The organism is Alteromonas sp. BMJM2 (genome assembly GCF_027257845.1).
In the GTDB taxonomy this organism is placed as follows: Bacteria; Pseudomonadota; Gammaproteobacteria; order Enterobacterales; family Alteromonadaceae; genus Alteromonas.
The window spans coordinates 1-12,975 of record NZ_JAPVOT010000023.1 but is presented as its reverse complement, the minus strand read 5'-3'; the positions used below and the strand labels follow the sequence as shown (position 1 = coordinate 12,975).

Annotated in this window: 18 protein-coding genes; 8 read left to right on the top strand and 10 right to left on the bottom strand. The window is 44.4% G+C overall.

From position 1 onward, the window contains the following. Nucleotides 1-33 precede the first annotated feature (33 nt). The gene (locus O9X84_RS17220) at nt 34-1,377 is read left to right on the top strand and encodes an alginate export family protein (protein WP_269520914.1); all 1,344 of its coding nucleotides are present in this window, start codon (nt 34-36) and stop codon (nt 1,375-1,377) included. A gap of 121 nt (nt 1,378-1,498) precedes the next feature. Further along, on the top strand, nt 1,499-2,773 hold the full coding sequence (locus tag O9X84_RS17215; RefSeq protein WP_269520939.1) for an NRAMP family divalent metal transporter: 1,275 nt from the start codon (nt 1,499-1,501) through the stop codon (nt 2,771-2,773). Nucleotides 2,774-2,791: 18 nt separating this feature from the next. Here O9X84_RS17215 and O9X84_RS17210 read toward each other — a convergent pair whose 3' ends face one another. The 6 genes from O9X84_RS17210 to O9X84_RS17185 form a co-directional block, all read right to left on the bottom strand. Further along, nucleotides 2,792-4,270 carry a hypothetical protein gene (locus tag O9X84_RS17210; protein ID WP_269520913.1) on the bottom strand — a complete coding sequence of 493 codons (1,479 nt, stop codon included), beginning with the start codon at nt 4,268-4,270 and terminating at the stop codon, nt 2,792-2,794. 225 nt (nt 4,271-4,495) lie between these two features. After that, nucleotides 4,496-4,669 carry a hypothetical protein gene (locus O9X84_RS17205; RefSeq protein ID WP_200883130.1) on the bottom strand — a complete coding sequence of 58 codons (174 nt, stop codon included), beginning with the start codon at nt 4,667-4,669 and terminating at the stop codon, nt 4,496-4,498. Nucleotides 4,670-4,869: 200 nt separating this feature from the next. Next, entirely contained in the window at nt 4,870-5,379 is a 510-nt protein-coding gene (locus tag O9X84_RS17200) for a shikimate kinase (protein ID WP_269520912.1), read from the bottom strand. Then, the gene (locus tag O9X84_RS17195; RefSeq protein WP_269520911.1) at nt 5,373-5,993 is read right to left on the bottom strand and encodes a histidine phosphatase family protein; all 621 of its coding nucleotides are present in this window, start codon (nt 5,991-5,993) and stop codon (nt 5,373-5,375) included. Before O9X84_RS17195 ends, O9X84_RS17200 begins: the two co-directional genes overlap by 7 nt. Nucleotides 5,994-5,996: 3 nt before the next feature. Next, nucleotides 5,997-6,293 carry a YciI-like protein gene (locus O9X84_RS17190; protein ID WP_269520910.1) on the bottom strand — a complete coding sequence of 99 codons (297 nt, stop codon included), beginning with the start codon at nt 6,291-6,293 and terminating at the stop codon, nt 5,997-5,999. A gap of 105 nt (nt 6,294-6,398) precedes the next feature. Then, nucleotides 6,399-6,758, bottom strand: coding sequence for a hypothetical protein (locus tag O9X84_RS17185; protein WP_269520909.1), 360 nt, complete (start codon nt 6,756-6,758; stop codon nt 6,399-6,401). Between the two features lie 228 nt (nt 6,759-6,986). Here O9X84_RS17185 and O9X84_RS17180 point away from each other — a divergent pair, with 228 nt between their 5' ends. The 4 genes from O9X84_RS17180 to O9X84_RS17165 all read left to right on the top strand — a co-directional run bounded on the left by O9X84_RS17180 (nt 6,987) and on the right by O9X84_RS17165 (nt 9,555). Then, nucleotides 6,987-8,447 (top strand): potassium/proton antiporter, encoded by a 1,461-nt coding sequence (locus O9X84_RS17180; RefSeq protein ID WP_269520908.1) that lies wholly within the window; start codon nt 6,987-6,989, stop codon nt 8,445-8,447. A gap of 117 nt (nt 8,448-8,564) precedes the next feature. Then, on the top strand, nt 8,565-8,786 hold the full coding sequence (locus O9X84_RS17175; protein ID WP_012518669.1) for a TA system antitoxin ParD family protein: 222 nt from the start codon (nt 8,565-8,567) through the stop codon (nt 8,784-8,786). Further along, complete coding sequence (locus O9X84_RS17170) at nt 8,779-9,069, top strand: type II toxin-antitoxin system RelE/ParE family toxin (protein ID WP_269520907.1); 291 nt, start codon at nt 8,779-8,781, stop codon at nt 9,067-9,069. Before O9X84_RS17175 ends, O9X84_RS17170 begins: the two co-directional genes overlap by 8 nt. A gap of 315 nt (nt 9,070-9,384) precedes the next feature. After that, nucleotides 9,385-9,555: a PIN domain-containing protein gene (locus O9X84_RS17165; RefSeq protein ID WP_269520906.1), complete on the top strand. Its 171-nt coding sequence runs from the start codon at nt 9,385-9,387 to the stop codon at nt 9,553-9,555. A 111-nt stretch (nt 9,556-9,666) separates the two neighbouring features. On the opposite strand, the gene O9X84_RS17160 is transcribed toward O9X84_RS17165, so the two are convergent. Both O9X84_RS17160 and O9X84_RS17155 read right to left on the bottom strand, forming a co-directional pair. Next, nucleotides 9,667-9,930 (bottom strand): Txe/YoeB family addiction module toxin, encoded by a 264-nt coding sequence (locus O9X84_RS17160; protein ID WP_269520905.1) that lies wholly within the window; start codon nt 9,928-9,930, stop codon nt 9,667-9,669. Further along, a complete protein-coding gene (locus tag O9X84_RS17155; protein WP_269520904.1) occupies nt 9,923-10,177 on the bottom strand; it encodes a type II toxin-antitoxin system Phd/YefM family antitoxin in 255 nt (84 codons plus the stop codon). Before O9X84_RS17155 ends, O9X84_RS17160 begins: the two co-directional genes overlap by 8 nt. Before the next feature lie 236 nt (nt 10,178-10,413). Here O9X84_RS17155 and O9X84_RS17150 point away from each other — a divergent pair, with 236 nt between their 5' ends. Further along, the gene (locus tag O9X84_RS17150; protein WP_269520903.1) at nt 10,414-10,656 is read left to right on the top strand and encodes a type II toxin-antitoxin system ParD family antitoxin; all 243 of its coding nucleotides are present in this window, start codon (nt 10,414-10,416) and stop codon (nt 10,654-10,656) included. Further along, nucleotides 10,653-10,955 (top strand): type II toxin-antitoxin system RelE/ParE family toxin, encoded by a 303-nt coding sequence (locus O9X84_RS17145; protein ID WP_269520902.1) that lies wholly within the window; start codon nt 10,653-10,655, stop codon nt 10,953-10,955. Before O9X84_RS17150 ends, O9X84_RS17145 begins: the two co-directional genes overlap by 4 nt. Nucleotides 10,956-11,249: 294 nt before the next feature. On the opposite strand, the gene O9X84_RS17140 is transcribed toward O9X84_RS17145, so the two are convergent. After that, a complete protein-coding gene (locus O9X84_RS17140) occupies nt 11,250-11,468 on the bottom strand; it encodes an addiction module protein (RefSeq protein ID WP_269520901.1) in 219 nt (72 codons plus the stop codon). 900 nt (nt 11,469-12,368) lie between these two features. Then, a complete protein-coding gene (locus O9X84_RS17135; RefSeq protein WP_269520900.1) occupies nt 12,369-12,830 on the bottom strand; it encodes a hypothetical protein in 462 nt (153 codons plus the stop codon). Between the last annotated feature and the right edge of the window lie 145 nt (nt 12,831-12,975).

The following is a 12,975-nucleotide window of genomic DNA, read 5'->3' as shown; positions in this document are numbered from 1 at the left end:
ACCCATAATTTTTTAGGTCTTTATGGGTTGTTAATGCGTTCTTTTTTTAGTCGGTTACCTTTACTCTTCGCTTTTCCTTTCTTTCTTTTCTCTATAGCGCTAATTATATTGTCGCCACTTGTGGCTAATAATGCGTTAGCGGATACAGCGATACACAACGACAACCAAGTGCACGTGGACGTATCAGGCTCACTAAGAGTGCGCTATGAGTCGCTGCATAACCCTATTTTTCCTACTACACGTGAGCAGCGCGAGCAAAACAACGAGCGTATTTCTACCCGAATTATTGTTAACACCACGGTAAGCTACAACAATATTAGCGCAACTCTGGATGTAAGAGACTCCAGGGCTTTTCTTGATGATAACGACCCTACCTTGGGTGCCAATCAGGTAAATACACTTGAGCCCGTGCAGTTCTATGTTACTTATGCGCCAACATCGTTAGCCAATATAGACGCCATCAAAGTAGGGCGAATGGAGCTTGACTACGGCAGCCGTCGCCTGCTGGCAAAAACCGTCTACCGCAATGCCACAAACAGTTACGACGGAGTAGTGGTAGACGCTACATTCTCACAGTGGAATGTCAGTGGGATATATATTCAGCCTGTGGTGCGTTTTCCTCTCGATGCGGCAAGTGTTGATGCAAACGAGCGAGCATTTGATAAAAGCTACAGCGAGAGACGGTTATTCGGCGCATACATCACCTCTCCCGATGACAATGTAAAGTTACAAAGCTACTGGCTAAAAGAAGATGACGGCGATGAGTTAGCCACGAATAACAGAGACTTGTATACCTTATCCGTAGATTATACCAAAGCGTTTAGTCATGGTTGGAAGGGCAACATAGAGGTGGTCGGTCAAACTGGAACCGCAAGAGAAACCAGAGCCGCTGACGACACTTTAGATAAAGACGTTCGCGCCTACATGCTTTTTGGCTATCTAGGCAAAAAGATTACTGCCAATACCTTTTTACGCGCCGAGGTAGATTACATCAGTGGTGATAACGATACGTCAGACAACAGAATTGAGAATTTCGACAGTTTATTTGGTGTGAGACGTTTTGATTTTGGGCCAACGGATGTGTATCAAGCCATGCCCCGCAGAAACTTGAAAACGGTAGGGTTGCGCAGCATTAGCAAACCTGCAGGCGCCCACCATGTGCTGCTTGGCTATAAAGCCATGTGGTACCAAAAAGCCCCTGAAAGTGTGGATGATTTTATCGGTCATCAAGTAGAGGCTAGATGGCGCTATAACGTATTGCCTAATTTGCGCTTGGCTATTGGCGGTGCGTATTTGTTTAAAGGGCGGGGCTTTGAGCGCGGCGACTATAGCGATAACAGTGCGTTTGTTTTCACAGGTGCAATGTACAGCTTTTAAACGCCGTTTACTGATACCTGATGCGGCTAGCTAATAGAAATTAGTTAACCTTTTCCCTGTGTAATTAACCTGTTATCTTTGCTCATTGTTTGCTAATAGTTAAGAGATCACCTTGCCATTTATGTCGCTAATTTCCCGATTTCGGGCACTCTTATCGCTCCTAGGGCCCGGAGTGCTCATGGCCACAGCGGCCGTGGGAGGAAGTCACCTTGTGGCATCAACCCAGGCTGGGGCTAAGTTTGGCTGGCAGCTTGCCATACTCATTCTTGTAGTTAATATACTGAAGTACCCTTTTTTTAGGGCCGGGGTAAGCTACACCATAAGTACTCAGAACACCCTGCAACAGGGTTATCTTAGTATGGGTAAGCGCTATTTAGCGTCGGCGCTGTGCTTAAATATGCTCGCCTCTGTGGTCAATGCAGCCGCACTTTTACTGTTCGCCGCCAGTTTACTCTCGTACTTTGTGCCTTTCGATATCGCGATCACACTCTCCTCATCCTTGGTATTGGGCCTTATTTTAGTCATTTTGTTAGCAGGGCATTTTGAAGGCTTAGACAATATTGCTAAGGGCATAATGGGCGTCTTGGTGGTAGCGACTATTGTGGTATTTGTTGTTGCCCTAGTAGGGTACGCCCCGGTTACGCCCAAAGAGACACCTCCTTCTCCATGGACGTTAGCAACCCTCGGGTTTTTAGTTGTTACCATGGGGTGGATGCCTGCGCCTATTGAAATATCGTCAATTACATCGCTGTGGCTAAAGCGTCAGTGCAAAGACAAAGCGGTTACTCCTAAAAGCGCGCTGTTCGATTTTAATCTTGGCTACGGCGTAACGGTGGCGCTTGCCATGTTGTTTTTAGGGCTAGGTGCATTGGTACTCTATTCAAGCGGCACGCCTCTGGCCACAAGCGGCATCGGGTTTTCTCATCAGCTAATTAGCATGTATTCTGCCACTATTGGTGAATGGGCCCATGGGCTTATAGCGCTGGTGGCCTTTCTGTGTATTTTCGGCTCGGCACTCACCGTTTACGATGGTTATGCGCGAGTGGTCGCAGAAGGTATTTCGCTGCTTTTACCGAAAAAAGCGGGCGAAGCACCAAACAGTGAAAAAGACCTTCAGAACGCTCTGGTTACAGTAGTGCTGCTTGTCATGGCAGCGATAAGTTTTGCCATAGTGCTATTTTTTAAATCAGCGCTGTTAGCCATGCTAGGGTTTGCGATGACCCTCGCTTTTGTGACAACCCCGGTTTTCGCGTGGCTTAATCATAGATTAGTGGCCCGTAGTCAGCTGCATAAAGACGCCGCGCCAAGCAAATGGGTTACGGCGATAAGCTATTTAGGGCTTATTTATTTGTTCGGATTTTTGTTGGTCTTTGTTTGGTGGAAATGGTTGGCATAATGCGAACTAACACGCGCATTAGTCTCTAAAGCGAATAATATCGCCCACGGAGCAAATAAATTTCACCAGCTTATCGTGCTCATACAATTCGCTCATTAAGGTAATGGGTTTTTGTCGCAATGAGTCGCTTGCAATAATGTTTTGCCAATTAAGCGGTGTTACCGATTCATTGGGCCGGGCGTTTTGTATTTCTTTGAGAAATGCGTCGGCAATGATGCCTTGTCCTATCGCTGTGGGGTGCACCCCGTCTAGGCTAAAAATACCGCCAGATAAAATGTCGCCCTCGGTCGATGTATCGTAGTACTTGGTGTCGATGGGAGGATAAACAAACTGTAAAGCTTCAGGCAGAGGGTAGGTAGGCTCTCCAAAATTGCGCTTCCACGCCATTTCAGTTAAGTCATTACCAATATCAACAATATGAAAGCGTTCGCTGCCTAACGCGTCATTTTTAGCGGCCACCAACGCTTTAATACTGCGATTAAACTCATTGATAGTTTTATCGATGAATACCGCATCTCTAAACGGGAGGTATTTACCACACCCCTTTGCAGCTGATTCTGACAGCGGAAAATAAGAATAAAACTCATAATAAAGGGCCTTTTTATCAGGCCGAGAAGGATCGGTTATTACCCGCTTTTCGCCCATTCCTTTGGCAATAGGCGCAATAGTGACCAAAGGAACCGTGCCAACGAAAACTTTCCAGTCACTTTCCTTATTGTCTGCCATAGCGTCAACAACCTTGTTTAACAGCATGTCGTATTCGGCGTGAAAGTCGTTGGGGTGCCATAAATTCCATTGGCTACGCTCCTTGCGCGAAGCCTGTAGCACTCGTTCGGGGTCATTTGGTGTTTGGGCTATATTGAGGCTTAACACCGTGCCTAGCGCGTTATTAGCGCCAAGCCACAGGCAGAGATTTTCAACGCCTTCTTCTCTCGCGCAATGCTTAAGCCAGTCAACGGCGGTAAAGTTGCCGAAGGTGTCTAACCCCTCATCGCCTAGTGGGTTAAGTACGCGATAAGCATTTCTGGAAAAGGGCGTACTCACGGCTTGAAGGTAGCCATCGCCGGTGGCGGTGCTGTTTGCTATTACATCTAGGCATGAGCGGGGAGTGACCATAAAGGCATCGCCCACATCCATCCCCTCTACGGCCACATTGTGAAAACCTAGCGAGTCGAAATCGCTACCCACGGGGTTACCCGGCATGCCGTCCCCCCGCTCGTAAAAGTCTTCAGCCTGATCGAGCACGCTATTGATTACTGAAAATGCATTTAGCCATTCAAGGCCACGAATGTTAGCGCCAAACTTCCTTTCCAGTGCCCTAAAAATGCGTTCTAAATCAATTTTTGTTTTATAGCGCTCATCCCAGCGAAGGTAACGGTAGTTGGGTTCGCCAAGGGCGTCGGCAAGCAGTGTGCTGTAACTAAGTCGCGTGTTAGCTGCACTGCCTGACATAAAGCCTTGGGAAATGCTGTCGCCAATAGTAAATATTTTGGTCATTGAGGTACGTCCGTGCTAGGTAAGAGAGTACTCTACTTCAACAACTTCAGCACAATGACAACAGCGCAGTAGAATTTGAGCCCGTTTACTTAATTTTAGAGAGGTTAATGTAAAATAGACTGGTTAAATATTCAACAGTTAAAGCCTCGGGCAGCTAATTCCTCAAACAGGTGCTCAAGCTGTTGCTCAAATTGGCAAGCAAACCGGTGACCACAGAGTGATGCACTAAAATTTTTGCTTTCTTCTTTTTATTGGGAAAAGGCCTAACCAAAACCCTGCCTCAAAGATAAAGCCAAGTACAACAAGAGCAAACAGGCCCGTTTCAAAGCCCATGCTGTATGAGAATAACGCAGCAAATAAAAATAACAACGCAATAGTAATACGAATAAATGGGGGCATCAGAATACTCCATGTTGGTATGCCAAATTCTAATTATAGTGCATTTGGTAAAGCCATTAGCTAAAACAACGTAAGCGTATGTGTCTGAGCCTATCTGAGCGATTATTTGAGAAGATAGTTGAGCGCCTAGCTGAGCAAGTATTTGAGCACGTATGTAAGTCTAAGTGAGTTCATATTTAAGCTGGTTTAAGCCTTAAGTTTCATTGTTGTGAAAGCCAGCGAGACTTAGCTTTGTTCGACTCAAACATGCGCTTGTTGCCCTCAAAGCTATTAAATAGGTGTTCATGAGCCGTTTTTGAAAATGTGTCAGTGCGTTCTGTATACTGCGTAATCCAGTGTATAAGCATATCTAAGTTGGCGTCTTGGGCTTCCTTACTCTCGTACTTATGTGGCTCCCACGGCCTGTTTTTGGCATTTTTTATACAGTCATTAACGGGTAGATTGAGAAAAAGCACGTTACTGGCTAAAGGCATCACAAGCGCCAATAAATCAGAATAACACCCTTCAATTACCCAGTGAGTGTGTGTATTTAAAAACGCATTTATCAACGCTTTAGACTCTGCCATAGGCATTCGCGCTGGTGGCGATTGCGGTTGCCACGCTATGGTGTCTAAGTCTAAATGGGCGACACCGTATGTATTCGCAAGCCCCTTGGCGAGGGTTGATTTTCCAGACGCGGAGTTTCCAAAAATCAGAGTGTTAGTTAACATGACGTTTCCTGTGACCCGCTTTCAAAGGCGGTGACTCCCCAATACTGGCTTGATTTGCAAGTTTGCTTAAAGCCGTAATTGCGAAAGTGTTTTCTCATATGTAAGTTTAAGTAACCGTGGGCAAATACAATAACCTTACCTTCTTTTTGCGCAATGGTGATTAATTCTTGTGCTGCAATTTTAGCCCGTTTTTTTGCTTGTCGATAAGATTCAAACGGGCCGGTTTTTCCTACCGTCCATAAAGCTCGGTTTACATAAACCCAGGTCCACGCGTTTAGGGTAAAAGGTAATTTGAAGCGCGGAATATCCATCTCTCGATATAGCGCCGATTTGAGGTTTGGAGGTTTGTTGAGTGCAATTTCACAGCTATGAACAGCACGAGGCAAATCGCTAGACACCACGTAGTAATCATCAAAGCTGTCAGTAAATACAATGTTTGGGCGACTAGTATTAGCAACCATCGAGTGATTGTAATTTCTTACCCAGTTTGCGAAGCCCGCGCTTCCCAAGCGAGTATTTTGGGATTTTTCGGGCTTTCCGTGTCGTACTAGTACTATTTCCATATTACTTAGCTTCACTTCCGTGTTATCACTATTGTTTTGTATCGCAACCATAGGCTACACACCAATGGGGGCAACACCAGCGCCAATTACTATGTTCCATTGCCTTACCGTCCAGTTTGTTACTAGGCCATTAACCACGTAAGGGTCGCTTTTAGCAAACTGCTTTGCCACTTCGTCGCTACCGCCTTTAAAAAGCAACACCGCCGAGTCTGTAGGGTCAGATAACGCACCACCTAAACAGAGCTCACCCCGTTGAGCCGCCTCGTTAGCCAATTGAATGTGCTGTTGTCGATACTGCTGCCTTGCTTCTAGATAGCCAGGAATAACCGTGTAGGTAAGTAAGAAGAACATACTAATTTCTCAGTGGATAAAACGCGAAAGCTCAATGTCAAATTAGAGCATACAGTATTGTAAATACTAGTTTTTGATATAATAAATTTATTGTGTGCGCTGACACTATAAGTAATCGGCTTGTTCAAATTTATGAAAGCCGGCGCGAGTAAGGGCTGTTAATTCATCAATAAGAGTGTCGTCGAACGTTTTAAAATTGAAGCAAGACTTGCCCTGCATTCGTTTTTTAAGTTCAGGAGACACCTTGTCGAGTAATTCAGGAAAGACATAAACTGGCATCAGGTGAAAGCTAACGTAATTCTTATTGACCTTTGCTGAGGCGAAATACATTGGCTGTTTATTTTTCATAACATGATGGGTATTTAGATAAAAGTGGTCGGGTTCGTTGATGGCAACCACCATATCCTGATCATAGTTCATCAGAATGCTTTTTAAATAATCAAACATGATGTCAAAGTCTTTCAATTATAATCTCCCTAAACCGAGCTCTAAATATAGCGCTGTTGTGTGAGACATCAAATAGTATTAAAGAGCGTTCTAAAAAGTGCTGTAAAAAGCGTTTTAAAAAGACGGTAAAAAGGCCGAACAACGAAACCGTACGATTGTGGCGCTTAATCGTGCTTATAAGCCTGTTATTCTAGCGCCTTTCCGTTTTCTTCATTTTTCCGCGCAACTCAGTACAAGGATATTCTTATGTTTGCGGTCGACCACATTATTTTACTCAGCGCTGTGCTTGCCATACTTGGTGTATTAGCCAGCAAATTGTCGCCACGGTTTGGCGTGCCGGTGCTCGTTCTCTTTTTAGGTGTTGGCATGCTGGCAGGAGAAGATGGCATTGGCAGAATTCTTTTTGATAACGTGGATGTGGCTCATTCAATTGGCACGTTTGCGCTTATTCTTATTTTGTTTGATGGTGGCTTACAAACCTCGAAAAGGTCGATAAAGCGAGCATGGAAACCTGCGGCACTTTTAGCCACCCTTGGTGTAGTGGGCACCGCTACGGTCACAGGTATAGCGGCCATGTATATTCTGAACTTACCGCTGTATATGGGGCTGCTGCTTGGCGCTATTGTAGGGTCGACAGATGCTGCTGCGGTATTTTCTGTACTGAGAAATGCAGGCATTACGATACCTGCAAAAATTAAGGCCACGCTAGAATTAGAAAGCGCATCAAACGATCCCATGGCCATATTTCTCACCGTTGGGTTAATTACACTCATAAAAGACACCTCCACCCAGCCTATCGAGCTGGCGTCGCTATTTGTAAGTCAAATGGGAGTAGGGGCCTTGGTGGGGGCCGGTATTGGGGGTGTTGCAGTATGGATTTTTAGAAGAATTACCCTCATGGCTATTGGTTTGTACCCGGTGTTTGTCATGCTGTTCGGGGTGTTAGCGTTTGGCTTGGCCGCAAATCTAAACGGCAGCGGCTTTCTAGCGACCTTTATAACGGGCGTTATTGTGGGAAACAGCCGTTTTTCTTATCAACGTAACACCTTTGTGTTTCTCGACGGGCTTGCGTGGCTTGGGCAAATCGCCATGTTCGTTATTTTAGGCCTTTTAGTTACACCCACCGATCTCTTTCAAACCTGGAAAGAAGGGTTAATCATAGCTTTCGTGCTTATATTTGTTGCGCGGCCGCTAATCGTCATGCCGCTAATGATGCTAAGTCGTTTTTCGTTTAAAGCATCACTTTTAATATCCTGGGTTGGGCTACGCGGCTCAGTGCCTATTATCTTGGCTATATTCCCGTTGATATTCGAGCTACCTAATGCCGACCTCATATTCAACGTGGTGTTTTTTATCGTACTTATATCTGCCTTACTTCAGGGCTCTAGTTTACCCTTTGCAGCGAAAAAGCTGGGACTAGTGCTGAATGCGAAGGCTAAAGAATCAAGCACTATCGAAATAGTGAAGGTGGCCAAGAGCAAGCGAGAGTTAATAGAAATAGAGTTGATAGAAGACTCACCAGCAATAGGGCTGTCGATTGGTGAGCTGGTGCTGCCTGCGCAAACGATTATTGCGGTAGTTGCGCGAGGGGAGGCAACGCTAATTCCTAAAGGCAGCACGCGTTTAGAGGTAGGCGATCACGTATTTATTATTACCAAGCTGCTTGATAAACAAGCCGTGGAAAGCTGCTTTTATTACGATAGTTAAATGGCACGCTAACAAATACATTGCGCGTTAAAAAATCTATGCACTTAGGTTGCGCGCAATTTGCTACGTTTGTAGCGCATTGCTACAATGCGATAAAGAACTATTAGGAGACACATTATGGCAACCGCGAGCGTAAGACTAGACCAAGACCTAGTTGAAAAAGCTACTATTATGGGCAAAGCACTAAATCGAACTATGCCAAAACAGATTGAGCACTGGGCAAAGATAGGTGAAATGATGGAAGATAATCCTGATTTGCCATACGAATTCGTGAAGCAGGCAATTATCTCCAAAGCGGAAAAAGAGGCTGGGAAATTGGAGCCCTACGATTTTGGCTAAGATTACGAGTGTTTTACAGACAGCTAATTTTAAGAGAGCAGTAAAGAAGTTACATAAGAATCAGAAAAAAGACTTGGATGAAGCTGTAAAGAAACTGATGGACGATCCTCTTCTAGGAGGCCAGAAAAAAGGCGACCTAGCTTTTCTTTGCGTTTACAAGTTCAAGATGGTTAAGCAGTTAACCTTACTAGGTTACAGCTACGAGGACGGCACTGTAACACTTGAATTAATAGCTTTTGGTTCTCATGAAAACTTTTACCGCGATGTTAAAACGTTATTCTGACCAATTGTGTATATTTCCCGCATAACGGGCATAAATACTTGTGCAATAATGGCGAAGCCGCGCACGTGTTTGCGTCTCACCGAGCGAAGGAAGTGAGTTTATTGAGTTGTTGACTGCCATTGTCAAATTGAGAAGTGATACGACAATGCTTGTTGGGGCGGTTGAAGCCGCTGATTAGCACGACCTTATTTTTGGAATACGAAGCAGTAAGCAAGCGAGACAAAATCAAAGAGTTGTGCTCGCTAACCGAGGACGAAGTGAACAAGCTATTAGCAGCATTGTTTTAGTGTTTACGAATGGGTGCAGATACATTATTTGTGGCGACCAAACTTAAAAGATGAAAGCGATAATTTTCTTATTGAACTTGCAGTAGCAGGAAATGCTGAGAGCATTATTACGAATAATCTAAAAGATCTGCGAAATGCGGAATTACAATTTGACGGTTTGAAAGTATTAGCGCCAGAAGATTATTTGAGAGGAGTTTAATATGTCTATTCTAACTGTATGTTTGCCAGACGATAAGCTTGATTCACATTTTGGCAGCTAACACCCCAGCGAGCCCGCGAGCGACTTAATTTGATTGTTAGCTGCCACCTACTAGTAATGGTAATGGCACGAGATAACCGTAATTGCGGTATCGTCCACGGCATATACCAAACGGTTGGTGTCATCTATTCTGCGGGACCAGAAACCTGAAAGATTCTCTTTAAGAGGTTCCGGTTTTCCAATTCCATCAAATGGAGAACGCTTAACATCTGAAATTAACTTATTGATACGTTTAAAGGTTTTCTTGTCTTGAGTCTGCCAATAAACGTAACTATTCCAAGCTTCATCAGTCCATGATAACAGCCTATTACTCATCAATAAGTTCTCGCTGGGTCGTTTTTGCCGCTTTATACTGTGCTATTGAACGATTTAAGTGTTCAGCGTTCGCTGGGGAACGAAGTAGATGAACGGTTTCCATAAGACTGTTGTAATAATCTAATGACATTACAACAGCATCTTCAGAGTCACGACGAGTGATTACTGTTGTATCTGCATCGTTGATTACACTGTCCAAAACGGCTTTTAGACCATTTCGTGCTTCGGTAAAAGAGACAATTCTCATTTTGCACTCCACTTGTACATTATATGAGACAAGTTTAGATCGGAAATGAGTACATGTACAGGATGTTGTGCATTACTGCGTCGTGGCCGCGAACACCCTAATTTGGCGGCAAAAACGCGTGGGCTACACTGCGAAGCAGAGCCCGCGTGATTGTGTCCCCAACATTTGTTAGGCGCTATTGACTTACAGTGTGCAAGTACCATAATTAGGTATATATTGGTACTTGGAGAAAGCAAATGGCTAAAAATACCAGCATTACCCTTGGTGACCATTTTGATGGCTTTATTGCTAGCCAAATTCAAACTGGTCGATATGGTTCAGCGAGCGAAGTAATTCGCTCAGCTCTTCGCTTGCTAGAAACACAGGAGACCAAATTAAACACTTTGCGCCAATTACTTGTAGCAGGTGAAGAAAGTGGCGAGGTTGAATACGACCTTGAGCACCTGATATCAGAACTAGATAGTGAACTTACAAAGTGAAGCCATTTAAGTTAACTGTACTCGCAAAATCTGATTTGAAGGACATTGCGCTGTTTACGCAACGGAAATGGGGGCGAGAACAGCGTAATGTATACCTAAAGCAGTTCGACGATTCATTTTGGATGTTGTCTGAAAATCCTGATATCGGTAAATGCTGCGACGAAATAATAGACGGATACAGAAAATTTCCGCAAGGTAGTCATATTGTGTTCTACAAACAAACAGGTAGCCAGGAAATTCTGATCATAAGAATTCTTCATAAAAGTATGGATGTAAATCCTTTACGCTTTGGCACCTGACATTAAGCTAAGGGGCGCTAGCGTGTGGGCTATAATCCGAACGAAGTGAGTCAGCCCACATGGGAGCGTCCCAGCGACCGGAGGAAGTGGCTTGAACGTATTGTTAGCCGCGTTCGAACCAATACCCTGGTTTTCGGTGGTTGTGCATAATAGCTACCACACTAATTTCCCTGTTTTCGATAATTTTATAAATAATAGAGTATGGAAACCTGCTTAAGACAAAGCGTCGATGAGTTTGCCCCATTTTTGTCCATGCCGATGGCAAAGAGCTAACAAGGAAACAGGTAGCATCTTTTAATTAAGATCCTTTTCTATCTCTTCCCAACTAATGCTTTTTACCGCACCAGACGCTAGCTCTGCGCTGCGAGCTTCTGCAAGTTTTACCCACTCAGATTCCACATCGCTATCAATCTTAGTATCCATAGCAGTTAAAAGACAGTGGGCAGCAAGAGCTTTTTCTTTAGTACTGAGTTGCTCGATATTTTCAAGCATCACTTTTAATGCATCAGACATAAAATAACTCCCATTGGATATGATTTGATATTACCACTAAAAAAGAGAAGTGAAAGGCTGGATTTACAAGTAGCGGCTGATACCCGCATAACGGGCAAAAATACGTAGGCTAGAATACCAAGCGAAGCGCAGGGAGCCTACGTGTTTTTGTCCCAGCGAACGTAGTGAGTGACTTAATTTTGTTATTAGATGATAACTACTAGCGAATGGCAAGGGCAAATCCGCGAGGGGTTGTCTGGAGGAAGCCGCTAGCAAATCTGCGAGCTGATAAATAAGAACATCATATGAGGCGTAGGCTGAAGGTGAGTTGGCAGGGCCGGCCCCGTGAAGCGCTTTGGGTCCAAGACAACGAAACCATGTGATCTAACGGCCACCGTAAATGATGCAGCAGTGCAGAGAAAGTGCATGCTCTTATCTGTGGTGGGACTGGCCTTCCAGAGATCTGCTTAACAAGCGATCGGTAAATAACCAGTGAGGTTCTGGTATACAAGTACCTTGGCTTTTCAGCGTCATCGACTGAAAAGAGCAAAAAGATGAAAACCGATAGCGCATAGCGGTGTAAGCCGTTCTGTGATTAAGCAGAAGTCAGCAGACGGCATAGTAGCCAAACGCCCATCGTAATGGTTGGGACACGGTGAAGTCGGGGGCCGACCCGCCACAAACCTGAGGATCAATAAGGAGCCTGTGCAGCTCAACTACTCCGTGCCTGACCAGGTTTAGGAGCGTTGGCGCAAAAGCAGAAGCCATTATTGGAATGCACAGGAGCTAATCGGCCGGTGTGTTTTAAACGTCTTTGGGAAACGCCCTGTGCGGAGTCGCTCGGGCCGACGCTTCGGTGCAGGGTATTGTGGGGGCTGGAGGCTAGATACCTCCGGCTACCCGATTATGCGACACGCTGAATTAGCATTGGATGTCGACTACGTTTTCACCCTTGGTTCCATCAAGGTTCGTCCATTCTAAGCTTACCTGAATCTGCTCTGGGCTTTGGTCTGTATTATAAAAACCAAGCAGTTCAAAGCTCTTGAATGGTTGTAACACTCGTAGTGGAAATTTATCAAGTTCTCCGCGAGCAAGTAAATTTTGTTTAGAATTTGCAAATGACAGCGACACATTTGAAGCTTCTGATCCACCATTATTGCTAATAATTAGTGAACCACCTTGTCTGAAAATATCAATATTTGTTTTTAACTTTTGCTTGTCTGCACTTTCCAGTTCTTCTAATTGCTTTTGACTTAATCGAGCATTTATCTCTTCTAACTGCAAAATTCTATCCTGATGCTTTCTCGTTCGCACCAGCGATATTAAAGAGATTGTTAAAGCAAGCAGTGAACAAATAATGGTAAGTACTTCACTTTTTGTCACTTAGACCTCCTTGTCGCATAACGAATGATATGGACTCCCCCACCTTTTCGGCATCAATGTGCCATATTGAAAGTGCGAAGTTTCAACAAAAGTGGAGAGTCCATATGTCCTTAATTAAAGTCGTTGGCGTTGATTTAGCCAAATT